Here is a 21,271-nt window from a genome sequence, read left to right on the forward strand (position 1 = left end):
AAGCATCAAATGGACAATCAACAAAATACGCTAACTATTTGACACGAAGCGATTTTTCAAGGGTCTTCGCTTGCCAATCACGAGCCCTGGGCGCATGGTAGAACACGAGGGACAAACCGCTCCTGAAAGGAAGGTTTTCCATGCGCTACGGATTTTCGGTTCGCCTGCACGAAGACGTCGGTTCCCGAGTTCGAGCTACATTGCGGTCCGGGATTGCCATCAATCTGACTGCTGTCGCCGAAGCCGTGCGACTGCAAAACCTCGCCGAGAATATTGCGCGCGAAGACATCGAATGGCTCGTCATGCAGGCAGCCCAGCTCCAAGGCGCAGCTATCGAGTTCGACGGCTTCGCGGAAGCCGATCTGGCGGAGTTTGCGTGCACTCAGCTGATGCAAAGCAGCCCCGCATTGGGCTGGGACGCCCTGGAAGGCGGGGTGGCCGTTTCGCCGGATCTTGGCCGTCAAACACATTGAAGCGCGTGCTCTTGTGAGCCCAGCCATGCTGCCGCCACGTGCTCGGCAAAAAAGCCCGCCGCAATGGCGGGCTTTGGACCGCTGGAGGTCTGGTGGACGAAGGCCTCTCGGCCCGGTCCGACATTTCATTCCGATGTATTCGCCTTAGCGGCGCGCGATAAGCAGGCACAATTGGCGCAGATCGCTATCGTAAGTGCCTTCGCTACTCAGCACGTCGACGCAGCGCTTCTTCATCCTGACCAACTTGTCGCTCGACATGTCGGCGACGACCTGGGGTAAGCTGGGATTGCTGGGATTGGACGGGCTGCCCGGGTTGGACGGATTGCTCGGATTGGTACCACCGATCCCGACACCGGCGCCGGCATTGATGCCGCTGCCGACCCTGACCCCCGCGCCAGCCCCAACGCCGCTGCCGATACCTACCCCCGCGCCGGCGGCAATGCCGCTCGAACCGCCAACCGTTGCGCCGGCACCAGCGTTGATGCCGCTTCTGCCCCCAACCGACGCGCCGACGCCTGCGGCGATGTCCCTGGAACCGCCAACCGTAGCACCGGCACCGGTGTTAATGCCGCTGCCGCCCACCAAGGCACCGAAGCCTGCCTTGATGCCGCCGCTGCCGCCAACCGTTGCGCCGGCACCGGCGTTGATGCCGCCGCGACCGCCAACCGTCGCGCCGAGGCCGGCATTAATGCCGCCGTTGCCGCCGATGGATGTTCCAACACCAACGGCAATTCCGTTCGCGGCATTCACGGGCATCGAGAGCATGAAAAGCGCTACGCTGCCTGCCACTGCACCGGTGATTGTTTTGATGTTGATGGTCATAACATTCTTCCTGCTGTAGTTTCGCTGAGCAACCCGCGAACTCGCCGGTTGCATTACGCCCTAAGTGCAAGGAAGAAGATCGGTTTCTTTGCCGATCAACTTGCTGGTCCCATGGTGTATTTTCAAAGAACAGCCGCGTGAAATTTGTATTGAAATTTTCCGAAAGTTTGAAGCGATGCGAGAGTCAGCTGGTGGGCGCCGCAACAGACGAACGTCGCAACGGGTCGGCGGCCGAAAAGGCGAATTCCTAATCTGCAAACCACAACATCAAACCGACCCCTCGGCAATGGAACAATGGGCCGAGAAGATCCGCGCTGCGCGGGTTTGCTTCACCGTGCTGCGTCATTTTTGACCGGTCTGGACTGTCTCTGCTGCCGACCGCGGACGAAAGTACAGAGCGCCGAACCGCGAGATCCAGCGTTGGAATCAAATCCGCGCGAGTTCACGCTTTGCGTGGTCGCGCCTTGGGTTTGGTTCCGTCCTTGGCGGCCGGCGCCGGCTTAGGCTGACGTGCTTTCGACTTCGGCCGGCTGGCGGTCTCTTTCGTGGCGATTTCTGCGTCGATTTCGGCGGTAGCCTGATCCCAATGCTGCTGATGCGCCCCGTCGGGCCTGCCTGCCTGTTCCCAGATCGCGTGTGCACGCTGGCGAATCCGTTCCTGTCTGTCCCTCACCGTTGCCTCCGTCGGTTTATGCGTAAGCAACTTTGTTCTAGCTGAAATTTCGACCGGCGTCTTGAGCCCCCAGGCAACACCGTCATTGAACCTCTCTGTCACACAGGACGGCGACGCCGAGGAGCGCCGCCTTCTTGATGATCAGCCCTTCAAGGTCGGCGTCCGAGCGCTCGGTTCCGGTGCGTTCGCGCAACAGTGCAATCGCCGCCTTCATCGACAGCAGCCCATCGCCTCGTTCAGCAAGCAGTTTGTCGACGGCGGCGGCCACGTTAGCCCGCTCGACATGCGGCAGCATGGGAATGGCCTCCTTTCCTTGTTTCGCGACGACAGCGGCTCCATCCCGATCGCTCGGGATGGAGCTCTTATTCGATAATTTAGACCGTGACCTTTCCAAATCCGGTTCGCGGTTTGGGAGCGCCGATCACTCGATGACGTGCACGATCTTGCGGGTGCCTGGGTCGACGAGCACGGTGCGATTGCCGACGACGACGTATCTGTACTTCACGTCGGGAACATCGATCGGTTGCAGCTCGACCGTATCTGGCACCGTGGAACCGATATTGAGCTCCACGCCCAGAAGATTGATCGACGCCAACGGGTGCTTATGGACGTATTCGCGGATGACCGTCTGCTGTTCGGGCGTGACAATCACCTGGTCCGCGGTGGCCACGCCGACGCCGGCGAGCAACACCAATCCCGCCGCAGCAGGAACAAGGTGGATTTTCATCGTCTACTCCTGTTGTTACGGGCCTCGCCCTTAAAGTTGCGACGCGGCATTCCGGTCGAAGCGGCGAACCCTCTAGGCAAACGCCCACGCCACCTTGTTGTTCCGTAAGTGGCGGCTAATCGAATGGTGGTGAAGTGCCCGCGCGGTGCGGCGAATGAACTGCGAATGAGCTACGGTGGCCCGCGTCGCAGGACGCGGGCCGATCGGTTTCCCGATCAGCAGCGACACCGGAGGGGGTGATATCGGCTGCGTCTGAAACAACGTTTAGGACAAGCTAATGTTCCTGAGCGAGGGCAACAAACCTGCCGGTACAGCGCGGCGTTACCGCCATGGGCAAGCCCCTGTGGCAGCAAATGAAGCGGCTACTGCTTGGGCGGCTGTGGCGGCACCTCGCCGGGCTTGAGCACCGGGGTCTTGCCCTCATTCGGCGGTGGCGTCGCCATGCCCTGATCGCCCGTTGGCGGCGGCTTCAGGACCCCACCGCATGGCTCGAGCGTGTCGGACAAATTGCTGCCGGCCGGCTTCTGCTGCTGGTTCTTCTGATCCTGCGGCTCGACCTTGCAGCGGTTGGATTGCGCCTGTTCGCCCGGCTGCGCGGCCGCCGGCGCCGCCAGCACCATCGCACCTAGCATATACGGCAAGAAAATGAGCGGTCTCATGTCGAGCTCCTTTCGCGCCAGTATCTTCTGAATGTGAAGGCGGGCAGGCGCGATTGGTTCCGTCGTGCGGCAATGCGCCCGGACCGCAGCGGCCCGGAACCGGCTGCCAGACTTATGAGTTCAACCACTGAGCCAGTTCAGGGCCGCCGACATTATGGAGAATCAGCGATGGAACCGCGCAGGAAAGAACGAACCGACGACGAGACCGAGAGCCCGACCATCCAGCAGCAGGACTGGGATGCCATCCGGAGCGGGAGAATCCTCCCTGACGGCGTGCCGCAAAACGGCGACATCCGTTACGACGTCGAGAAAGACGGCGAACTGCCGGAGGAGGACGACGACAACGCCTACCAGGACAGCGACGAGGCCTTGCCGGACGATACGGAGGAACGCGTTATTTCACGCGATCTCGCACGCGAAGGTGGTCCTTTCGAGAAGGAATGAGCCGCCGCCTGCTTTCAATTCGGGAGGTCGAAGACCGGCTCCTGGCAGCGATAGACCAGACATTGACCGTCACGCGTCTTGATATAAGCGGCGCGCGGCACTTGCGGCCAGTCGCATTCATTGCCGAATTGGCGGACGTAACGGTCGTAGGTGTTCTGGCCGGTGGTCAGCACCACCGAGCGATGCCTCTGGATCAGAAGCTGCGTCTGTTCGCATGTCATCGCGCGGCTGTCCGGCCGGGCGTCGGCCGTCGCGGCAAACAGAAGCGCCCCGGCTGTAAGGACTGCCGCTTGTGTCAGGACTCTGCCAAGCATGACACCATCTCCCGTGAAGCCTAACGCGCATCTTGGTTTCGCAAGCGCCGGATCGAGCCGCCCTCGCAAAGAAAAGATCGTACAGATTGCCAGGAAAAATGCAAAAGCCCGCCGCACCTTTCGGCGCGGCGGGCTTCAACTGACGTCACTCTTAGTCAGGCTTGGCGGCTTACTCCTCCTTCACCGGCCCGAACCGGCGCACGATCATTTCGAAGACGATATCCGAGATCCACATCGCCGATACGCCAATCAGAAAGGCCGCGGCCAGCGTCGTGGTGTCGTCGTCGGGAGAAGGAATGGGCAGGCCGGCGGCGCGGAAATAATGCACGACCGGCAGCGTCAGATAGGCCGCCGCCAGCGCGCCGCAGATCGGCGAGGCCACCATTTCGCGGACCTTGTAGCGGTGACGTGACAAGGCCCGCAAAATGCCGCCGGACAGGCCGGCGACCAATACCGGCGCCTTGATGCCCAGAACGTCGAGCAGCTCATGCATCATGGCGTCCACCCGCACCATCTGGCGCCCTGCCCGTTGAAGGCGTTCATCTCGTCGAGCTCGGGCCGGGTCATGGCGGCGACGACCGGGGCGGATGGCCGGCGTGGCTGACTTTGGTCGCACCAGACTTGCCGCGGATTGCCGGCCGGCGCGGTTGTCGTGCAGCCGGCCAGCACCAGGCAGAAGATCAGCGCCTTGCCCATTTCTCAGCCTCCGCTCTTGCTGCCGCATCGGTCATGCCGGCGGCCTTCCGCCATTCGGCGGAAGCCTCGCGGTTCATTTCGAGGCGGTCCCCGGCGGCCGCGATTTTTGCCTCGGCCTGTTTGACCGCCTCCTTCTTCGCCCGGTTGATGCCGCCTGCAATGTAAAGGCCGATGCCGCCGGCCACAGCAGCGAATACCGTCATGACGACCTTGTTGCCGATGATGGCGCTGAGAATGGCGAGGAGCGCGGTCATCACAAATCCTCGGCGCGGCGGCGGCGCAGGAACTCGGTCAAGACGCCGTTGATCACAAGAAACCAGGGGAACCATTCCCCTGGGATGACCGGCGAAAGAACCTGAGGGTCGACATAGGTGACGATGCTCGCGATGATGCCGATAGCCGCCTGAAGCCGCGCCCAGAATATTGTTTCGCTGTCGCGGAAGAAGCTCTTGATCCGGGTCCACATGTCATTTCCTTCCGAATAGTTTGAGGATTGCTGATAATTTGAGGATGGTGGCGATCAGCGCTGCCCAGAAGCCGGGCTTGGCGGCAGGCACAGGAGGCCCAGGAGGCGCGTGCGTGGCGGCCGCTTGTGGAACGGGAATTGGGCTCGCTGGCTCTGGCGGAGCTGCAGGGACGACCGCCGACGACACCGGGCCGGCAGACAGCCAAGGCGTGTCCTTGATGCGCGACCATTTGCGATAAGCCTCGGCAAGCCTGGTATCGTAGGCGTTCTTGCGATAGCCGGCGCCGTTGTAGCCCTTGGCGAAGCCCGCCCAGTCATGATTGCGCAGATTGTCGTCGAGCTTGTTCGTCTTGATGAAGTTGATCGCGGCCTCAAGCTGGGCTTCCTCGTCGGCCATCATGGCTTCCACCATGGCCTGCACTGTCGCAAACCCGGCGGCGGCGTGGTTTTCGCCGAGAACCTGGCCAAGACCCCATGACGCGGATTTGAGCGCCGCGGTTTCGTCGATCGCACAAGCTGCCTTGAGCCGTGGGTAGCCACCCCTGGGATAGGGCTTCTCGCCCCACTTCGGATAGGCGAGGCCAGCGGCTACCGCTCTTGCCCGCTTGGCACCCGACAGGTTGCGATAGAAGACGTGCGGCTCGAACAGGATGACCGGCCGGCCAAAGGCGTCGAAGCCGTGCCCGCTCGTTTCAACATCGAGGAACGCGTGCATCTCGTCCTCGCCCACGCCGATCCGGGCGCCGAGTTTCGGCAAGTCTATATCATCGAGGCGCCTGGCGGCGCCCTTGAACAAAAGGTCCATAGGTTTCCTTTCCGCCCTCGCGGGCAGGGTTTTGAGGTTAAACAGCACGTGCGTGGCGGCAGAGCAGAATTGGGCGGCAGCGCGCGCCGATGTGGCAAGCAGGTTGATGTTTTCGACCCGCCATGTGAAATGGCCGCGGGATGGTGCACATGTCTGATGATGAACAAACCGCTGCGGCACGCTGGACGGTGAAGTCCGAACTCCGCGCCGTCGGTCGCGACAAGCCGCTGCTGCTGGTGCTGGCGGCGATCCTCTGCCTCTATTGTGCGTTTATCGCCGGACCGATCGTCTATGCGGTGCTGGCCATCAACGGCATTGCGGATTTCTTCAAATGAAGCCAGTTCCGGCGATCTCGCTCCGGCCCGGTTCCTGCGTCCACCGCCCGAAATTGCTCGACCTGGATGAAATTGCTTAGCCGGGATGAAACTGTTCCCGTCTATCGTTCGTACCTGTAGCGGGTACGGGAGGACACGTGACGATAAGAATCAGGCTTCCAGGCGGGACCTTGAAGATCAAGAAAAGGGACGAGCTGCGGCGGCGCGAGCAGAAGCGCGAGGTGCCGGTTTGGCAGGTCGGCAATTATTTCGTGATCTGGTGGCCGAGCGGCATGTCCGATCGCCCATCGTCACCCAACAAGTCCTCGCCCAGGAAATAGCCCGGGCACCCGACGATCCTGACCCGGCACTGATGCCTCGGTGCCGGATCAGGAACCGCCGTGCGCGCCAAACTTCCGAGACCGCTCGACAAATCCCAGAAAAAGTCAGCGGACAGGCGTTGACTCTTCCGCCACGGAAGGTTTTGATGCTGCATTGCACAATCAGGCGGGGGCCGATGGCAGTACGTATCAGAATGCCAGGCGGCACGCTGAAGGTGAAAGTGTACCGCGAATTGCGCGATCGCGAGCGCACCCGCCGCATACCTGTCGTCAAAATCGGCCGGGTTTATTTCACCTGGTGGTCGAACCGACAGCGACTCATTGACGACCAGTCGCCACGGTGAACGTCCCAATTCTTCCGACCTGGCATGCGCCTGGGAGCCCGCTCAGCCTCCGCAGGCGAGCTCGCAAAATAAGTTGATGAGGCTGCTGTTGACTCTTCCGTAAGGGAAGGTCTCTATTTACCGCATTGCACGAAAATTGCTGCGTTGCACAACGGGAGTTGGACCGATGGCAGTGCGTATCAGGTTGCCGGGCGGCACTCTGAAGCTGAAGACCTATCGTGAGTTGCGAGCCCGCGAACGCGACCGCCGCGTGCCTGTGATGAAGATGGGTTCGCTTTATTTTATCTGGTGGTCGAAAAGCCTGGACCCTCACCAGAAGCCGCAGGACAGCAGACGGTAGCGGCTCCGCCGGCGACGGGTCCGCGTCACCGATAACCCCGACAATTCCGAAATACAACTCCAGCTGTAGGAATTTTTGGTCGGCCGGGTGTGCCATTGTTGGTGCGCACAGCATCCCGAGCGGCCCTCGCAGAGCAATTCTTCCGACGTTTTTTCGGCGATTTTCAAACGGCGTCCAGACTGGCGGGCGCGGGTGTTTGCAAGCTTGCAAACCGCCGCCGCTTGTCGCAAATAATTGGCCGCGGGCGGGCGATCAGGAGTCATTCATTGATGAATGTCCAATCGCGCATGCATGCTTTCCTTCGCTCAAGTCCGCTCCGATATTATTTTCACCTCGCAAAGGCTCGCCTTGCCGGGTCTCCGCAATCAGATGAAAGTGTGATCCTGTCGCAGATTGTTGGCCAAAGCCCGAAAACGTTCTTGGAATTTGGCTTCCATCCGACGGAATACAACTGCATTGGGCTTAGTGAATTCAGGGGTCTGCTCGTCGACGGCGACGCAACGACCGTGCGGTTAGCGCGCTCGCTGCTTCCAAAGCGGATTGAAGTGCGCCAGAGCTTCATTGATCTCAACAACATCGAAAGTCTCGCCACGCATTTTCCGCAACTTGGAGTCCTTTCCGTCGATGTCGATGGAAACGACTACTGGTTTCTGCAAGCCTTGCTGCCAGTGCGGCCGGCCGTCATTGTGGCGGAGTACAACGCCAGTTTTGGTCTCAATCCTATCACAGTGCCGTATGATCACGCTTTCGATCGCACCGCCAAGCACGACAGTGGCTGGTATCACGGTGCATCGATCACCGCCCTGGCCAATCTCTGCAAGAAGTACGGCTACAAGCTCGTTGCCGTCTCGTCCGCCGGGGGGAACGCGTTCTTCTTACCTAACGGTTCGGACATGCCGGGATTGGAGCCGGCTCAGTCCTATCGAGAGAGCACCCTGCGCAACCGCTGGTCTGGAACTACCGCTAAGGATCAATGGGAGCGTATCAAGCATATGCCTTTTGTCGAAGCGACCTGAAACGGAGACGAGAAATGTATGCTGGATAACCGCATCGACATGTAGCCATATACGATGGCACGACGCTCATTGATGAGCGGCAGCCAAAGGCATCACTTCACTAGGTCTTCGGCCGCACCAACGAATCGGCCGGGACGTCGTGTCGAACAATCGATCCGGCCGAGATAATCGCCCGATCGCCGATGGTGACACCCTTCATGACCATGGCGCTATTGCCGATCCAGACGTCATCTCCAATAGTGATCGGCGCCGAACGAATGCCCGGGTCGACATGCGGATGGCCCTCACGAAAGATGGCTTGCATCTGAGCAAAACGCTTCTGCGGGTCCATCGGATGCGAATTGGTGTCGTGGATCGCCACGCCCCATGAGACGTGCACTCGTTTGCCGATCTTGATCCCCACCGGGTCCGACGACCAAATCGTCGAGCCTGGACCAAGATAAAACCAGTCATCGATTTTGATCCGACCCTCGTGGGCAAACACCTGCAAATGCCCATCCAAATGGCTGTCCGCGCCGATCGAGACGCGAGACCGGTCGCCGCGGATATTGAAAATTTCCGCCCCGGCGCCAAACTTCGTGCGCGGCCCGATGACGGCATTTTCCCTAGCGGCGCCAGTGGCGATCCATGACCAAAAGCGGCGGCGAAGAGCTAGAACGGTGGAGAAGACGCGCATTCGCGAACATCTGCCACACAGGATCACTCCAGTCTAGGCTCCGAAGAAGCCCCGGCGCGAGAGACGACGAAGTTCCTCTGCATCGAAAGTTCCGTGCCGCAGGCTGCCGGTAGCAGTCGGATGAAGCTCATCGCTCATGTAAAGCAACGAGGTCAGGTAGCCGATGCCGCTCTCGCCTCCTACGTCAATTAACGGTATTGACAGCATATCGGCTACCTCCCGCTCCGCCTTCATGAACTGGACCAGCGTGTTGCCTTGACCGTTTATTCTTCCTATCCGGTGCGAACCATAGTGAGTGGCGTAAGTCGTGTCGCCGAGAGCGCCCAGGGGCGTCTCCTGCGCGCCAAAGGCGTTCGGGCCCGGCTCCAAGATTACCAACTCCGCGTCGACCGGAATGTTGGCGATCGCATTGGACATTCCGTAGCTCGGATAGGCGGTGGTGCTCAGCCCCAAGGCCGAGCCACTGACCGCTAGATTGGTAGGGACCATACCGGTCAGACCGGCGAGGACGGGAACGTAGTAGGCTCCGGCCGAAATGCTAGAGCCGATCAGGGTCAATTTTTTGCCAACCAGGGCGGCCGAGCCGTCGTCATATGGGTCGCCGCCGATGTTGGCCGGATCCGACAATAGGCCAAGATACAGAGCGCCATTGGCGACTGCCGTCACGCCGGCGCTTTTGGTCCAGGCCGAGTTGGAGAGGTTTTCCGAAGACGAGAAGACATTCGGCCCACCATTAATGCTTAGAGCCGACCTTTGGACATAGAATCCAGACACACCATCGCCGACATACGGGTGACCGCCAGCAGACGGGAAAATACGCTGTTGCCAGTTCGTCGCGGCCGTGGCTGTTGCCGTCTTCGTAACCGTGCATTCGTACCAGCCGTTGCCAAGAGCGACGATGCTCGCGCCTGTGCCGGTCGCGGTCCCGGTATCGAGATTGAAGGTGCAGTCGAAGATGACGGCGTTGTTGGAGTAGAGATTGAGACGATTGCGTTCGGCCTTTTTGGCGGTGACTTTCCAGACGATATTGTCGCCATTGACCACGGACCTGCCCTGATAAACGGAAGGATTGCCAGAGCCGACCATTTCGACAAGCTTCGATGCCGTCATTCGGCCTCTGACGGTCACGTCGAGGCCATCGACAAGCGGAGGCAGGGAGATCAGCACCGGTTCATAAGGGCTGACCGTGGTGGTAACCGTCACGTTCTGCTTCGTGAAGGCTGCGTTGGCGGGGTCGCTGCTCGGGAACAGGTTAGCCGGCAGGCCCTGCTTGCGGAGCACGACACTGCGAATGTACATACCGCTGGTTCCATCGCCGGTGAACGGAAAAACGCCAGCAGCCGACATACGTGCCTGCACATTGTTCGTAATATTTGCCGCAACCAGGACGACAGCCTTGCACTCGTACCAGCCGGAGCCAATATCTGTGATGGCAGCGCTGACGAGGTTCGCGCCTGAACTGCTTGAGACGATACCCTCCTCAAGATTGAAGTTGGCTGTATAGGCCGCACCAGCCCCCGCGTGGATAAGCTGCAGAATGCTTCGCTCTCCAGCTTTGGCAATGGCAATGTGCTCGATCGTGTCGCCCGACACAAAAGAGTAGGATCGATATACAGATGGGCTGACTGATCCGGCCGCCTCTGTTAGCCTGGCGGTCGGAACGCTAAGGCCTTCGATCATTGCTAGGCTATCGACGCTCGAAAGGAGAGCAGCCGTTGCCGCCCGGACACCCGTATCAGCTGCTACCGGTCCGGCCCCAACATTGAACAACCCCAAAGAACCTGTCGAAACTTCGGTCCAGAAATACTCACCGACATCGACATTCCTGCCCAGCACCGTCGCGGCGGCGGCGCCGGCCAGTCCTGCCGACGCCGCGAAGCTGAACGTCGGCGCCACTGTGTAGGAGCCCGGCGCCGTGATCAGTATCTGCGTCAGCGCCCCGCCCGCCACCACGAAGCGACCGGCAGCGCCCGACCCGGTGCCGCCGGTAAACGCCAGGTCGAACATGCCGTTGGCGCCGCCCGAGCCTGGCGTGATCGCACCGTTGCCGGCGACGCCGAAGCCGATTGCCGCGGCAGTCGTCGGGAAAATGCCCTTGCCGTAGAGCGAAGCTTCGCGTGCAGCCTGAGCGCTGATGACAGCCGCCGCGGCCGCGACGGCATCGGAATTGGTCGCAGCCCGGTCGGCAGTGGTTTGGCCGGCATTCGCGGCGGAAGCGGCTGCGCTGGCGGATGCCTGGCCGGCGCTGGCTTCGGCAGCATCCTTCAGCGCCTGGGTTTCATCGCGCAATGCTTCGACCTCATCGACCATGTCCGCGATGTCGGGCGGAACGGATGCGGCGACGGTGATGGCATCGGCGCCGACGGCCGGCTCGTCGGCCGTGAACTCGAACACGCGGCCGGCATTGACCGATCCGATCTGGGTGTGGACGGTCGTGCCCTTCTGCAGGGTGCGCGTAGTGCGGGCATCGGCGGCGCGGAACCATTCGCCTGCGCTCGCCGTGTAGATGCCGTTCTGCGTCGGGTCGGCCTGGTCCTTGACCAGCACGCGGTCTCCGACCTCGGCCGGCACGCCGTCGATCGCCTGCAGGCCATGCAGGAGGATGTCGGCCGTGGTCGCGAGGCGCACGGGTTCGCGTTCGCCGGTCAGGAGACGAACGGCGGCAGTTGCAGGTCGGGACATGAGGGCTTGCTCCATAAAAAAGCCCCGCACAAGCGAGGCTGGAAGGGGTTCAGTGCTGTCGGTGGGAGACTTAAGCTACGCGGCCGGACACCGCGCTATCCGGCGCAGCCGGCGATTTTCCGGACCGAGAGCGGCAACGGGCTACAGCAATCCGCCAATCAGCCTTCTTGTGCCGCCCATGGCCGCCAGTCCGCAGGCCATGCCGGCGCAGTCGGCGACCCAGTCGAGGATATCCATATCGCGCGCGATCAGTTGGGCGCCCTGAAGAAGCTCGATCGCCGCGCCGGTGATGGCGAGGAGCAGGACCAGTCTCGTCTTGTGTTCCGGCCAGCCGAGGCTTCCAAGCGCCGCCAGCACCGCGAATGCCGCGGCGTGGTTGAGCTTGTCGTGGTGGAAGGTGAAGCCCAGGTCCAACTCCTGCAGGAAGCGCACCGGCGAAAGCGCGAGCAGGAGAACGCCGGCCAAGGTGAGCAGAAAAACGATCCTTACCATGGTCGAAAAAGAGTCCGTGCGCAACAGGTCAATCCTTCGTCTGAAATGGGAGGCGATCCAGAAGGCACCACCGACTGGGACCGCTCTGCGGTTATCAGGCCATAAGCCAGCATCGTGACCACAATCAGACCGCTGGCTAGTTGCGGCACGCTCTAATCGGGCCGTCCGGCCACAAAACCGATAGCGCGCATCACAGACCGCGGGGGTTGCACCCCTTCAGACCAGAGGCAAATACCGCCTCTAGCCAAGCTTCAAACGGGAGTCCCCAGTGGCAGATCAGCGGAAACCCTGTTTTAGAGAAGGTCTCGGATATTGACAGGTGTTCCCGGTGGCAGGTCTTTCACCTTCGCAATAAGTTGGCCCATTATGTGCCAATAGACTTCCAGGTCCGACAGCTCCTGGTTTTTGATTTCGTCCTTCCCGTTGAGAAACAGCGGTATCTTATAGCCGACGCACTGGTTAAAGGCTGGCTCGGCGCCGCCGGCCTCACGCCAATCTGAGTAGAGATTGGCGGCCAATGCTGCATCTTCGTCCTCGATGACATCGACTTCGTGGAAGGTCCGGATGTTGGCAGGCACCTGAAGAGCCTCGCCCATGCCCGGCTCGAACATCACGACACCAGGTTCCCCTTGTTCCAGCCTTTGGCTATCGACTGCAAGCGCCGTCCCCAGCCAATCATAACCAAAGCAGGTGATCCGGCCGGTGAATTCCGGAAAACCCAGGCAGACACGTGCGTTCCAACGTGCCACGTCCTGCGCCCGGATTATCCTGTACAAACCGTGCTTGAACAAAGCACCGTCGAAACTGGCCAGCAGCTCGCTTAATCCAGGTACTTTCGTATCCAGGGAGAAATTGCCGGTGTCCGCGGGCACCCTACTATCCACCGGGAAGTTTTGGCGAAATGTCTCGAACATTGCGATCTCCAATCTACCAGCCCGATCAATCTGACGGTGCCTAACCTACTCTTGCGGAACGTGGAACGGTTTGATCGTAGCGGAAGGGAGACCTCGTTCATCAAACACATCGAAGACTCGCTCCGATAAGACGAGGTTAAAATTCTTGGCGATGCCGAAGTCATCGTGACCCGCTTTCCCGCTCACCTTCAGCCACACGAAAGATGGAAGCTCTACCTCGGGCTGCTGTTCGCGGAAATCTTCGGACGTTATGACTTCAACAGGGGCGAATGCCGCTCCGGTGAAGCCGATTTTTGATAATGCGTGCGCGGCCTCTTCCGTCACGAGAAAACATGGAAAGCTTGTTATAAGAACATCACCGATCCATCCCTCCATCTGGTACACAAGCTTGCTCACGATAGGAGGGTGGACACTGGTATCCATGATAGTGCCGTCACCCAATCCACCGGCCACATCGGGCAGAATGTCATAGTATCTCATCAGTCACCTATTGGTGGATCGAACAAATGTCCATACTTCTTGTCGATTTCAGTAACATAGTCAAGGACCTTCTGGCGGGTAGCGTGAGGGTTGTTCTTGTAGAAATATTCCCACTCGTTCCGAATTACCTTCTGGTGCAAATTTATGTCGAACTCTTTCCGGATTCCGCGAAGATTCTCGATTGAATGCAGCTCTTGCTCTGTAAAAAGCCCGGGATACCTTTTAAAAACTCCCTGCTCGACGCCATGATGCACTATGTAGTCGCTTTTGTTGAGACTAGGATTCGCGTCGAAAAAGGTTTTTCGATAGTCCTTGAATGGAGACCACCCAACCTTCGCCTCGGCATGTTTAACTTTGGACGTATCCCTAGCAAGCATCGCACCTAGTAACGCGGTATCAAAGGCACTATCGGACATTTCACCGGCTCGCGCCTTCCGGCGTGGGCTTGGTGGCGAGACCGAGCGCGCAAGCGCTTGCTGATGTCTAAGGGTTTCGGCATCTACACCATGAACAAGCGCCTCGCCGCCTTCGGCTAGGCCAGTTGGCAGCCTCGAAAATGTTGGGAGTTTCTCTACCCATGGCTTGGCAATCTTCGCGGCAGCGCGTTCCAGGGCCACTGCCGCCAACCTATTGCCAGGAATTGCGCCCGCGGCATTGAGCAGTATTTCGTCGTAGTTGCCCTCCAGCGCTGCATTTCCAGCCTTCTCCAGTGCAAATGACGTCCCCAACGGCGTGAAGTCGGCCACCGAGATGCTGTCTTCGCCAAGCCCATCGGAGCCCACGAGTTTCTGCGCGAGAAGACGCCCTAGGCTCCCCCGCTCACTGTCGCCGGCTATCAATTTCCCGAGCCACTCTTGATTCGTCGGGAGGTAGTTGGTGAGTTCCGCGTTTGCTCCCGATCGTCCTGGCTCGACAGTGTTGGCCAAATCGAGCAGCATCATCGGGTCGACTACAGCTGCCCGGAACGACCTGTCCGCGATGCTGTTGTCCGTTTGGGATACGCTGGTCTGAAGCAGGTGGTTCAGTACCGCTTCGCGCGCGACTTGATTCGGTAGTGCGGCGAACAGATTGCGCAGCTCTGCGGTCTGGTCTTGCGGCTGGGCCTTGAGTCTGCCGACAATGTCCTCAGCAACGGAGTTGGGTAGCGGCTGGGCGGTCTCAAAACCCAACTGTTGCTGGGCGGCGAGGGAGCCAATGATCGCCGCCTGATAGTCTCCCGGCGTCGACAGGTTGCTCCAGGCCGCATCAAGGTTCGCGAATGCCTCCCGGACATAGCCGCCCGGGTCGGCCCGCCTGGCCTTGAACGTCAGGTCCGCGGCGGTGGCGATAGCGTCGTGCCGCGCCTTGTCCTCTTCCGGCGCTGCACTGTCTGCCGCGGGGTCGGCGTCCTTGACCATGGCTCGCACGGCGTTGTTCGCAACGTCGCGCATGTCGTGGAAATGACGACTGACGTCGATGGTCCTGTTGAACGCCTCGAAGCGCCTGGCGCCCTCGGTGGCGCCATAGAGAGCGACGAACTGTTCCGACGTTGGGATCGGGCCGGAATAGGTTCCGGTGTCCCTGATGGCGACCGGCGCATTCTGCTCGGCTAGGCCAATGCTGATACGTGTGCCGATTTGCCGTGTCGCATCGGCAGCGTGGGCTCGCCGCACCAAGGCTGGCCGCTCTTCGGACGGAATGTCGTCCCGAAAAGCCTGCGCGACTCTTTCGTTCGGCGTAAGCTTGCCTACGCGGTCACGGGACGTAACCGGTGTGGCAGACCCACTCGCCCGAGGCCCACCCACAGCCTCGATGGTATCGTCCTTGGTCCTGCCGTCCGTTGAGACCGGCCCAGTCCCCAGCATCCCGGCAACGCGCTTCGGGTCTTGGGCGATCATCGCCTGGGCGAGCGCCTTTGCCGTGTTGGCGCGCCAGGCGGCCTCGGCCGCCTGCCGGGCCGCCGCGTTGCCCATCTTGCCGATCAGGTCGAGCCCGCTCTGCCTGATCGCCTCGAATGTTTCTATGTCGTTCGGGTCGCTTTGCGCGATCGAGCCGGTATAGATTTGCTCGACCTTGCTCCACTCGGTCTGTTCATAGCTCTGGCGCCGCGCGTGCTGCTGCGCGGCCATGCGCGCCGAGCCGGCAAGCCGCAGACCCTGCTTTTGCGCCAGGAAATTGGCGCGTTCGCCCTGCGGCACTTTCGCCGCGGTGTCGTCGAAGATCTGGTCGAACAGGCCGGGCTTGACGACGCCGTCGCTGCGCCGATCGAGCTGGCCATACATGAAGTCGTGCAGGCCGCTGCCGTCGGCCGGCGCGGTCTGCACCGCCACGGCCTCGGCGTGCGCGATGCGTGCGTTCAGCTTGCGGCCGATAATGTCGGCGTCGAACGCATCCTGCTGCTGCTTCTGCTGCCGGAAGCGTTCGGCAATCGCCGACAGCTCGTCCCCAAAGCCTTGCACGGCGGCGCCCATCGGCGAGCCGTGGAGGCCACATTGCCGGTATCGAGCCGGCGCTGGGCAAGCTGGAGCGGGATGGTGGCCATCAGTAGAGGCCTCCGCCCGGCGCCGGCGGGAAGGCGCTTCTGCCGAACGTCACCGTCTTGGCCGGGTCGTAGAGGCCGGAGATGCCCGATACGAGACTGCCGCCGGCCTTGAAGATCGAGGCGCCCACCGCCTGCCTGCCGGAAAAGCGCGCGATCGCCGCTTGCGTGGCGAGACCGTTCTGGCGCAGCTGCGAGCCGTACCGGATCGCCTTGAGGTCGAGCTGGCCCTGCCTGGCATTGGCGGCCAGCACCTCGGTCGGCGAGCCTGCGATTGCGACGCCCGAAGTGCCGGCCTGGGCACGCGCCTGCGCCTGGAGGAGATCCTGTTTGTGGCGCTCCTGGCCCTGCTCGAAGGCCGAGCTTTGGGCGTCGGCCCGCGCCTGCTGTTCATAGGCCTTGGCCTGGTAGTCGGCCATCTGCTTGGACTGCTGGCCTTCCGCCAGCGCGCCGCCGACGGAAAGCGCCGTACCGATAAGAGCTAGTGTGCACATGGTCAGCCTCGTTCGCCGGCGGGAATGAATTTGCTTTTGACGCCGTCGACCGGCGCGCCGATCGCAGGGCGCCGGTCGAGCACGCCGCCCGGGCTGAGGAAGGACAAAAGCAGTCGGTCGGCCTGGATCGCCGGGCGGCTGAGACGCGATGGCGGGGCGGCGCGCGGACCGGCCATGGCGGTGCGCCGGATGGTGGTCAGGTTGACCTTCCGGTCGACGGCGCCGTCGGCATCGAAAAGGCCGTTGGCGGCGGTGACGGCGCGGCTCAAGGCATCGGCCGCGAACAGCTCCTGGCGCAGCTGCTCGATCAGCTCGTGAACGCTCTTCCAGCGCTCACCGAGGGAAGCCGCCTTTGTTCGGATCTCGGCGCCAAGCGCCTCAATGTCGACGCGGGCTTCGCTTCGGGCGGCGGCGATGCGGCGCTTGTCCGCTGCCTCGATGGTCCTCTCGACGAGCGCAATTGCATCGTTGCAGTCGTCTAATGCGGCACGCGCCGCCGCCAGGTCGCCCTCGCCGAAAATCGCGCGATCCTCGGCCTGTTGCAGCTCCTGCTTGCGGGCGATCGCATTGTTAAGGTCGGTGTCGAGCAAGGCGCGGATGGCAGCGAAATCGGCAGCCGTCCGCGCCCTGCCGAGGTCTTCGGCATGGGTTGGGGTCACGGGTGGGTTCCTTGGTTGGGGAAGCGATGGAGGATAGGGAAGTGATCTCCCCCCTCGAGGGGGAGATGGCCGGCAGGCCAGAGGGGGTCGTCTCGCGTGGAGCGCCAACCCCTTCAATTCGCGATGGGAGGCCGCGTCAGGACGTGCCGACCCCCTCTGTCGCCTTCGGCGACATCTCCCCCTCGAGGGGGGAGATTAACTAAGGCTCGGCGTCGAACACCGGCGTCATGGCCCTAATCGTGCAGGGCGTCGGGTTGGCATGACGAATGCGCACCCGCCCCTGCCCTTCCCAGCTATCGTCGATCGGCACCTCGACATTGCCGGTGAACAATTTCGCCATGCCGTCGGGTGCAATCACGGAGGGGATGCGAACCTGCTCCCAGCGGCCGCGGATGAACGACTGGACCTGAAGCCCGGTTGTGTCGGTTTCCAGCAGCGAAAGAATGAGCTTGGCCACCTTCTTGCGCCGGCCGACGATCGATCCGTCGCGGCCGCCGACATCGAGCTCCAGCGTGTTGGCTTCGGACTGGTAGCCGAGCCCGACCTGCCATTTGGCTGCCGTAGCTCCACCGGGCAGCGAAACCGCGCCAGCGGCCACAGCAAGGCCCATGTAGACCTTGCCACCGGCCAGGACGTCGACTGTTTCGCCGTTGAGATGATCAAGCCCTGAGACCGTGCCCACAGCGACGCCATCATAGGTCAGGCCGCAGTCGACTTCGAATGCATCGCCGATCCTGCCATACTCGAACGGCGCGGTCTTTATTTCGATATAGCGCCTGGTCACGCCGCCGATCGTGCGCTTGACGATCAGCCAGAGATCGTCGTTGCCGTCCTGGCCGGGCGTCACCACGGCGCTTTCGACAACGGCCCAGTTCGATCCTGCGAAGCTTCCGGCGATCTTGTGGACATGCATGCCGCGAACGTCTTGCGACGGCTGGTGCGTGTAGCCGCCGAGTTCGCCATTTCCGAGCGGGAACCACAGCAGTGGGTCGGGGTCGGTCTGGAAGGCGAGTTCAACGACGCCTTTCTTCGGAATGTGCTCGGAAATCTGCCCGACATCATCCGAGGTGAAGCGGCCGGTGGCGTTTTGCGTCAGCTCGGCGATCGATTTGCGGGAGCGGGTCACATAGAGGAACGACTGCCCGGCATCGACGGGACGCAGCGGGGCACAACCGAAAGTCCGGGACCGGCGGTTCTTGAACGAGGACGGCGTCAGCGCCTCGTCGATGCCGGAGCCCGACAGCGCCCTCACCCCGCCAAGCGTTCCGATGATCAGCGCACCGTCCGATTCCGCCACCCACGTAATGTCATTGGCCTGACCGCCACCTGCCTGCACGAATTCCAGCGCGTCGGTGTCTTTCTCACCGGTGGCGAAGTTGTCGAAATCGCCGGTTTGCGAGGCATAGACCGAGAATTTGCGGCTGAACGCCAGACGCTCCTCGTAAAGCGAACCGCTCTGGACATACTTGCCGGGCACGAACGTGCCGAGACGCCAGCGGATGATCGGGCTGAGATCGGGCAGAGCGTGCCCGTATAACTGGACCGTGACTACCGTCGTGCTGGTCCGGCCAATGATCTTGGCCCAGCGCCAGAAGCCGTCCGCGCCAAGCAGACGAATGGCGCGACCGATATCGCTGGTCTGGAAGCCGATGCCGTCATTGATGCCGACGATCGAGGAGGCCGAAAGATCGAACGGCGTTTGCGACGGCGCGTATTCGTGCAGGGTCAGTTCGGCGATAGCGGTTCCGTCGCTGCCGCCACCTGAAAACAGCAGCTGATAATATTCGTAGGCAACCGTGTTGTTGAAGCCGTCGAAGAAGCGGGTTTCCGACTTGGACCAGCCGGTCTCTCCGTCCCGGCTGTCGAGCGTCGTCCAGTCGGTGCCGTTGTGCGAGGCCTGGAACTGCCACTGGGTTGGCGATGCCGTGTCTGAGTGATCATTCGTCGCTGTAATCCAGTAGGCGTCGACGGTCTTGGACCCGCCGCCGCCGAACTGGTAACGCAGATACCCGCTGGGAAAGCCCGCTATGTTCTCCCCCTTCTGCTTGTCGCCATCGAACACCTGCCACACGTCGGATGAGCCGTTGCTGTTGCTGACCGTGCCGCTTGGCAGCGTATTCGAGGCCATGACCGGCATGGCGTTGCCGGTTGCGGCCGGTGTCAACGTCGTGGCGGTGGTGTTGATCTTGTCGTATGGGCCGTCGAGAAAGACGAAATCGGCGAGCGTCCAGGTCGTGTGCGCGGTGCGCGTCAGCACTTTGACCGGATGATCCTTGTGGGTGATCCACATCTGGTCTGCCGACTGGACGAATTGCAGGTCGAACAGATCGGCCTCGAGATAAGGCGAAACGACTTCGACCGTGCCGACACGCGCACCATAGGCATAGACGCGGATGTAGAGATCGCCGAATTCGAGCGCATAGGCCTGGTCGGCCGAGAAGATGAACGGGATCAGCCGTGTCGCCTTTGACGGAGCCTTCACCTGCGCGCAAAAATACGTGCCGCCGCGCTTCCTGATGCCGCCATGCGGCAGCGTGACGAAATTGGTGCATTTCGACAGCGCCGCCCGGTAAAGCTCGAGCGAGGCGCGAGCATGCAAGCGGGGAGAAATCTCACCGCGGATGAAAGCGTCCTGGACCGGATAGAGCGTGGTCATCGGCCGACGAACCTGTTGTCGCCGCGCTGGAGAGCCCAGGAGGATCTGCAAAATCTGCCCCCGCGCTGGATGGCATTGGCCGAATAGGCGGCATCCAGCGCCCTCTCATAGGCGCTGCGGGCGACGTCGATCATGCCGGCCTTGTGGGTCAAGGGATGCGCGATCTTGATGGCGAGCGCCGCCACCATCACTTCGCTGAACAGTGCGTCCCAGTCGTTGGGGTCGGTCAGGTTGGCGACATAGCGGATGATGCGCGGCCCGGCCTGGTCCGAATAGATCAGCCCGGCCTCCTGCCGCCATGAGAGCGGAACGCCGTCCGGCTCGCCATTCCCCGTCAGCGGCAAGGGCCGCAGGCAATCGGCGGGAAGCTCATAGGCAAAGTTCAGCGTGCCAGCGCCGCTGCCGGTGTCGAAGCCGGCGACCGAGGCCGCCAGGATGGCGAAGACAAAGGCATGCTTGGTCAATTCGGCCTCGCGGGTCAGGTCGAAATGCAGATTGAGCAGGCGCGCCGCTTTGGCGTCCTGGTCGAGGCTGTCGATCGGCGCCTCGTCGAGCACGGCGAGCGCCATGTTGGCGATGTCGAGCGGGGTGATGGCCATGGCTCAGGCCTCCGGCTGTGTGATTGGTCGGGGAAAACGGGACATGGTGCCTCCACGGCAAAAGGCCGCTTCAAGGCGGCTGGGGATTTTCGTGATTTGTGGCTTGGGCAGATGTTGCACGTCTCGTGCATGAGGCCGTCACGCCACGAACCGCCCGTCAGGAAATGGCGTGGCAGACGCTTCGTCAGCCGTCTTTTTCCCATTCGAGCAAGAAAGACGGCAATGCTTGGGCTATTGCAGTTTCACGACCCCGCCGCGCAACGCGGCGATGTCTTGCCTTGATTGTGTCAGCCGATGCGTGCGCTGGTCGCGATCCACTGCCCTGTTTCGGCTGACTTGACAAAGGCGCCTGATTTCACCCTTCCGGCACCTCCTGCCATAGCCAAGCCCTTGTCCAGGGCATCCTGAAGACTCGGCGTGTAGTAGGCGGTGTTTTCCAGACCGCTGAAGAAGTTTATGCGATGAACTTCCCCCTTCTTGCTCATGACAATCCCCGCTTTTCGGAGCACTTCCTGAACTGTTTTGTACTTCATGTTCATAGTTGCCTCCCTTGCCGAGACAGTCAGCATCGCCCTTTCTTGTAACTGTTTGGTGCCGTCGATTGGCCAAAGGGCAACATGAATGTTGTAGCGAACCCCAAAATTCACATCACTCCGGCGCAGCGCAG

Annotated in this window: 30 protein-coding genes; 8 read left to right on the forward strand and 22 right to left on the reverse strand. The window is 61.4% G+C overall.

Translation table 11 applies throughout. The features are described 5' to 3' along the window. Positions 1–140: 140 nt before the first annotated feature. Positions 141–473, forward strand: a complete 333-nt coding sequence (locus NKJ72_RS01215) for a hypothetical protein (RefSeq protein ID WP_352475482.1) — start codon at positions 141–143, stop codon at positions 471–473. A 144-nt stretch (positions 474–617) separates the two neighbouring features. Here the strand turns inward: NKJ72_RS01215 and NKJ72_RS01220 are convergent, their stop codons facing one another. Further along, positions 618–1,295: a hypothetical protein gene (locus NKJ72_RS01220; protein WP_352475483.1), complete on the reverse strand. Its 678-nt coding sequence runs from the start codon at positions 1,293–1,295 to the stop codon at positions 618–620. Between the two features lie 88 nt (positions 1,296–1,383). On the opposite strand from NKJ72_RS01220, the gene NKJ72_RS01225 reads away from it, so the two are divergent. Next, positions 1,384–1,647, forward strand: a complete 264-nt coding sequence (locus NKJ72_RS01225; RefSeq protein ID WP_352475484.1) for a hypothetical protein — start codon at positions 1,384–1,386, stop codon at positions 1,645–1,647. Between the two features lie 90 nt (positions 1,648–1,737). Here the strand turns inward: NKJ72_RS01225 and NKJ72_RS01230 are convergent, their stop codons facing one another. The 4 genes from NKJ72_RS01230 to NKJ72_RS01245 form a co-directional block, all read right to left on the reverse strand. After that, positions 1,738–1,968: a DUF2934 domain-containing protein gene (locus NKJ72_RS01230; RefSeq protein ID WP_352475485.1), complete on the reverse strand. Its 231-nt coding sequence runs from the start codon at positions 1,966–1,968 to the stop codon at positions 1,738–1,740. An 82-nt stretch (positions 1,969–2,050) separates the two neighbouring features. Next, positions 2,051–2,263 carry a hypothetical protein gene (locus NKJ72_RS01235; protein ID WP_254820502.1) on the reverse strand — a complete coding sequence of 71 codons (213 nt, stop codon included), beginning with the start codon at positions 2,261–2,263 and terminating at the stop codon, positions 2,051–2,053. Between the two features lie 126 nt (positions 2,264–2,389). Further along, entirely contained in the window at positions 2,390–2,695 is a 306-nt protein-coding gene (locus NKJ72_RS01240; RefSeq protein WP_352475486.1) for a DUF1236 domain-containing protein, read from the reverse strand. 362 nt (positions 2,696–3,057) lie between these two features. Continuing rightward, entirely contained in the window at positions 3,058–3,354 is a 297-nt protein-coding gene (locus NKJ72_RS01245; protein ID WP_352475487.1) for a hypothetical protein, read from the reverse strand. Positions 3,355–3,522: 168 nt separating this feature from the next. Between NKJ72_RS01245 and NKJ72_RS01250 the strand changes: the two genes are divergently transcribed. Further along, positions 3,523–3,798: a hypothetical protein gene (locus NKJ72_RS01250; RefSeq protein WP_352475488.1), complete on the forward strand. Its 276-nt coding sequence runs from the start codon at positions 3,523–3,525 to the stop codon at positions 3,796–3,798. A gap of 14 nt (positions 3,799–3,812) precedes the next feature. Here NKJ72_RS01250 and NKJ72_RS01255 read toward each other — a convergent pair whose 3' ends face one another. From NKJ72_RS01255 to NKJ72_RS01280, 6 genes are all read right to left on the reverse strand, one after another. Continuing rightward, the gene (locus tag NKJ72_RS01255; RefSeq protein ID WP_352475489.1) at positions 3,813–4,112 is read right to left on the reverse strand and encodes a hypothetical protein; all 300 of its coding nucleotides are present in this window, start codon (positions 4,110–4,112) and stop codon (positions 3,813–3,815) included. 169 nt (positions 4,113–4,281) lie between these two features. Next, the gene (locus tag NKJ72_RS01260; RefSeq protein ID WP_023675762.1) at positions 4,282–4,605 is read right to left on the reverse strand and encodes a hypothetical protein; all 324 of its coding nucleotides are present in this window, start codon (positions 4,603–4,605) and stop codon (positions 4,282–4,284) included. Beyond that, positions 4,605–4,808 (reverse strand): hypothetical protein, encoded by a 204-nt coding sequence (locus NKJ72_RS01265; protein ID WP_352475490.1) that lies wholly within the window; start codon positions 4,806–4,808, stop codon positions 4,605–4,607. The genes NKJ72_RS01260 and NKJ72_RS01265 overlap by 1 nt, the downstream gene beginning before the upstream one ends. Beyond that, positions 4,793–5,062: a hypothetical protein gene (locus NKJ72_RS01270; RefSeq protein WP_352475491.1), complete on the reverse strand. Its 270-nt coding sequence runs from the start codon at positions 5,060–5,062 to the stop codon at positions 4,793–4,795. Before NKJ72_RS01270 ends, NKJ72_RS01265 begins: the two co-directional genes overlap by 16 nt. Then, positions 5,062–5,274 carry a hypothetical protein gene (locus NKJ72_RS01275; RefSeq protein WP_352475492.1) on the reverse strand — a complete coding sequence of 71 codons (213 nt, stop codon included), beginning with the start codon at positions 5,272–5,274 and terminating at the stop codon, positions 5,062–5,064. Before NKJ72_RS01275 ends, NKJ72_RS01270 begins: the two co-directional genes overlap by 1 nt. A gap of 1 nt (position 5,275) precedes the next feature. Continuing rightward, positions 5,276–6,079, reverse strand: coding sequence for an N-acetylmuramidase family protein (locus tag NKJ72_RS01280; RefSeq protein ID WP_352475493.1), 804 nt, complete (start codon positions 6,077–6,079; stop codon positions 5,276–5,278). A gap of 149 nt (positions 6,080–6,228) precedes the next feature. On the opposite strand from NKJ72_RS01280, the gene NKJ72_RS01285 reads away from it, so the two are divergent. The 5 genes from NKJ72_RS01285 to NKJ72_RS01305 all read left to right on the forward strand — a co-directional run bounded on the left by NKJ72_RS01285 (position 6,229) and on the right by NKJ72_RS01305 (position 8,434). Beyond that, complete coding sequence (locus NKJ72_RS01285) at positions 6,229–6,414, forward strand: hypothetical protein (protein ID WP_254820493.1); 186 nt, start codon at positions 6,229–6,231, stop codon at positions 6,412–6,414. 170 nt (positions 6,415–6,584) lie between these two features. After that, positions 6,585–6,734 (forward strand): hypothetical protein, encoded by a 150-nt coding sequence (locus NKJ72_RS01290; protein ID WP_023721750.1) that lies wholly within the window; start codon positions 6,585–6,587, stop codon positions 6,732–6,734. A gap of 176 nt (positions 6,735–6,910) precedes the next feature. Next, positions 6,911–7,078: a hypothetical protein gene (locus NKJ72_RS01295; protein ID WP_352475494.1), complete on the forward strand. Its 168-nt coding sequence runs from the start codon at positions 6,911–6,913 to the stop codon at positions 7,076–7,078. A 166-nt stretch (positions 7,079–7,244) separates the two neighbouring features. Next, positions 7,245–7,418, forward strand: a complete 174-nt coding sequence (locus tag NKJ72_RS01300; protein WP_352475495.1) for a hypothetical protein — start codon at positions 7,245–7,247, stop codon at positions 7,416–7,418. Positions 7,419–7,687: 269 nt separating this feature from the next. Next, entirely contained in the window at positions 7,688–8,434 is a 747-nt protein-coding gene (locus tag NKJ72_RS01305) for a hypothetical protein (protein WP_352475728.1), read from the forward strand. A 100-nt stretch (positions 8,435–8,534) separates the two neighbouring features. Here the strand turns inward: NKJ72_RS01305 and NKJ72_RS01310 are convergent, their stop codons facing one another. The 11 genes from NKJ72_RS01310 to NKJ72_RS01360 all read right to left on the reverse strand — a co-directional run bounded on the left by NKJ72_RS01310 (position 8,535) and on the right by NKJ72_RS01360 (position 21,143). After that, positions 8,535–9,110, reverse strand: a complete 576-nt coding sequence (locus NKJ72_RS01310) for an acyltransferase (protein ID WP_352475496.1) — start codon at positions 9,108–9,110, stop codon at positions 8,535–8,537. Between the two features lie 33 nt (positions 9,111–9,143). Continuing rightward, positions 9,144–11,504, reverse strand: coding sequence for a phage head spike fiber domain-containing protein (locus tag NKJ72_RS01315; protein WP_352475497.1), 2,361 nt, complete (start codon positions 11,502–11,504; stop codon positions 9,144–9,146). 429 nt (positions 11,505–11,933) lie between these two features. After that, the gene (locus NKJ72_RS01320; protein WP_352475498.1) at positions 11,934–12,308 is read right to left on the reverse strand and encodes a hypothetical protein; all 375 of its coding nucleotides are present in this window, start codon (positions 12,306–12,308) and stop codon (positions 11,934–11,936) included. Between the two features lie 269 nt (positions 12,309–12,577). Next, complete coding sequence (locus NKJ72_RS01325) at positions 12,578–13,198, reverse strand: DUF1851 domain-containing protein (protein ID WP_352475499.1); 621 nt, start codon at positions 13,196–13,198, stop codon at positions 12,578–12,580. A 45-nt stretch (positions 13,199–13,243) separates the two neighbouring features. Then, positions 13,244–13,678: a hypothetical protein gene (locus NKJ72_RS01330; protein ID WP_352475500.1), complete on the reverse strand. Its 435-nt coding sequence runs from the start codon at positions 13,676–13,678 to the stop codon at positions 13,244–13,246. Continuing rightward, positions 13,678–16,128, reverse strand: coding sequence for a hypothetical protein (locus NKJ72_RS01335; RefSeq protein WP_352475501.1), 2,451 nt, complete (start codon positions 16,126–16,128; stop codon positions 13,678–13,680). Before NKJ72_RS01335 ends, NKJ72_RS01330 begins: the two co-directional genes overlap by 1 nt. Before the next feature lie 70 nt (positions 16,129–16,198). Next, complete coding sequence (locus tag NKJ72_RS01340) at positions 16,199–16,690, reverse strand: hypothetical protein (protein WP_352475502.1); 492 nt, start codon at positions 16,688–16,690, stop codon at positions 16,199–16,201. Between the two features lie 2 nt (positions 16,691–16,692). Further along, positions 16,693–17,349, reverse strand: coding sequence for a hypothetical protein (locus NKJ72_RS01345; protein WP_352475503.1), 657 nt, complete (start codon positions 17,347–17,349; stop codon positions 16,693–16,695). 199 nt (positions 17,350–17,548) lie between these two features. Further along, positions 17,549–20,005: a phage tail protein gene (locus NKJ72_RS01350; RefSeq protein ID WP_352475504.1), complete on the reverse strand. Its 2,457-nt coding sequence runs from the start codon at positions 20,003–20,005 to the stop codon at positions 17,549–17,551. After that, positions 20,002–20,604: a phage connector family protein gene (locus tag NKJ72_RS01355; RefSeq protein ID WP_352475505.1), complete on the reverse strand. Its 603-nt coding sequence runs from the start codon at positions 20,602–20,604 to the stop codon at positions 20,002–20,004. Before NKJ72_RS01355 ends, NKJ72_RS01350 begins: the two co-directional genes overlap by 4 nt. Before the next feature lie 287 nt (positions 20,605–20,891). After that, the gene (locus NKJ72_RS01360; RefSeq protein ID WP_352475506.1) at positions 20,892–21,143 is read right to left on the reverse strand and encodes a hypothetical protein; all 252 of its coding nucleotides are present in this window, start codon (positions 21,141–21,143) and stop codon (positions 20,892–20,894) included. Between the last annotated feature and the right edge of the window lie 128 nt (positions 21,144–21,271).

The sequence above is a fragment of the Mesorhizobium sp. M0045 genome, from assembly GCF_040323385.1.
Taxonomy (GTDB): domain Bacteria; phylum Pseudomonadota; class Alphaproteobacteria; order Rhizobiales; family Rhizobiaceae; genus Mesorhizobium.

What these genes read in the sequence shown, in the direction of transcription:
- NKJ72_RS01305 (WP_352475728.1), top strand. Translation starts at nt 7,688, where the DNA reads ATGAATGTCCAATCGCGCATGCATGCTTTCCTTCGCTCAAGTCCGCTC.
- NKJ72_RS01240 (WP_352475486.1), bottom strand. Translation starts at nt 2,695, where the DNA reads ATGAAAATCCACCTTGTTCCTGCTGCGGCGGGATTGGTGTTGCTCGCC.
- NKJ72_RS01330 (WP_352475500.1), bottom strand. Translation starts at nt 13,678, where the DNA reads ATGAGATACTATGACATTCTGCCCGATGTGGCCGGTGGATTGGGTGAC.
- NKJ72_RS01220 (WP_352475483.1), bottom strand. Translation starts at nt 1,295, where the DNA reads ATGACCATCAACATCAAAACAATCACCGGTGCAGTGGCAGGCAGCGTA.
- NKJ72_RS01335 (WP_352475501.1), bottom strand. Translation starts at nt 16,128, where the DNA reads ATGGGCGCCGCCGTGCAAGGCTTTGGGGACGAGCTGTCGGCGATTGCC.
- NKJ72_RS01340 (WP_352475502.1), bottom strand. Translation starts at nt 16,690, where the DNA reads ATGTGCACACTAGCTCTTATCGGTACGGCGCTTTCCGTCGGCGGCGCG.
- NKJ72_RS01360 (WP_352475506.1), bottom strand. Translation starts at nt 21,143, where the DNA reads ATGAACATGAAGTACAAAACAGTTCAGGAAGTGCTCCGAAAAGCGGGG.
- NKJ72_RS01355 (WP_352475505.1), bottom strand. Translation starts at nt 20,604, where the DNA reads ATGGCCATCACCCCGCTCGACATCGCCAACATGGCGCTCGCCGTGCTC.
- NKJ72_RS01235 (WP_254820502.1), bottom strand. Translation starts at nt 2,263, where the DNA reads ATGCTGCCGCATGTCGAGCGGGCTAACGTGGCCGCCGCCGTCGACAAA.
- NKJ72_RS01260 (WP_023675762.1), bottom strand. Translation starts at nt 4,605, where the DNA reads ATGCATGAGCTGCTCGACGTTCTGGGCATCAAGGCGCCGGTATTGGTC.
- NKJ72_RS01270 (WP_352475491.1), bottom strand. Translation starts at nt 5,062, where the DNA reads ATGACCGCGCTCCTCGCCATTCTCAGCGCCATCATCGGCAACAAGGTC.
- NKJ72_RS01255 (WP_352475489.1), bottom strand. Translation starts at nt 4,112, where the DNA reads ATGCTTGGCAGAGTCCTGACACAAGCGGCAGTCCTTACAGCCGGGGCG.
- NKJ72_RS01300 (WP_352475495.1), top strand. Translation starts at nt 7,245, where the DNA reads ATGGCAGTGCGTATCAGGTTGCCGGGCGGCACTCTGAAGCTGAAGACC.
- NKJ72_RS01285 (WP_254820493.1), top strand. Translation starts at nt 6,229, where the DNA reads ATGTCTGATGATGAACAAACCGCTGCGGCACGCTGGACGGTGAAGTCC.
- NKJ72_RS01250 (WP_352475488.1), top strand. Translation starts at nt 3,523, where the DNA reads ATGGAACCGCGCAGGAAAGAACGAACCGACGACGAGACCGAGAGCCCG.
- NKJ72_RS01350 (WP_352475504.1), bottom strand. Translation starts at nt 20,005, where the DNA reads ATGACCACGCTCTATCCGGTCCAGGACGCTTTCATCCGCGGTGAGATT.
- NKJ72_RS01295 (WP_352475494.1), top strand. Translation starts at nt 6,911, where the DNA reads ATGGCAGTACGTATCAGAATGCCAGGCGGCACGCTGAAGGTGAAAGTG.
- NKJ72_RS01215 (WP_352475482.1), top strand. Translation starts at nt 141, where the DNA reads ATGCGCTACGGATTTTCGGTTCGCCTGCACGAAGACGTCGGTTCCCGA.
- NKJ72_RS01310 (WP_352475496.1), bottom strand. Translation starts at nt 9,110, where the DNA reads ATGCGCGTCTTCTCCACCGTTCTAGCTCTTCGCCGCCGCTTTTGGTCA.
- NKJ72_RS01280 (WP_352475493.1), bottom strand. Translation starts at nt 6,079, where the DNA reads ATGGACCTTTTGTTCAAGGGCGCCGCCAGGCGCCTCGATGATATAGAC.
- NKJ72_RS01275 (WP_352475492.1), bottom strand. Translation starts at nt 5,274, where the DNA reads ATGTGGACCCGGATCAAGAGCTTCTTCCGCGACAGCGAAACAATATTC.
- NKJ72_RS01325 (WP_352475499.1), bottom strand. Translation starts at nt 13,198, where the DNA reads ATGTTCGAGACATTTCGCCAAAACTTCCCGGTGGATAGTAGGGTGCCC.
- NKJ72_RS01265 (WP_352475490.1), bottom strand. Translation starts at nt 4,808, where the DNA reads ATGGGCAAGGCGCTGATCTTCTGCCTGGTGCTGGCCGGCTGCACGACA.
- NKJ72_RS01245 (WP_352475487.1), bottom strand. Translation starts at nt 3,354, where the DNA reads ATGAGACCGCTCATTTTCTTGCCGTATATGCTAGGTGCGATGGTGCTG.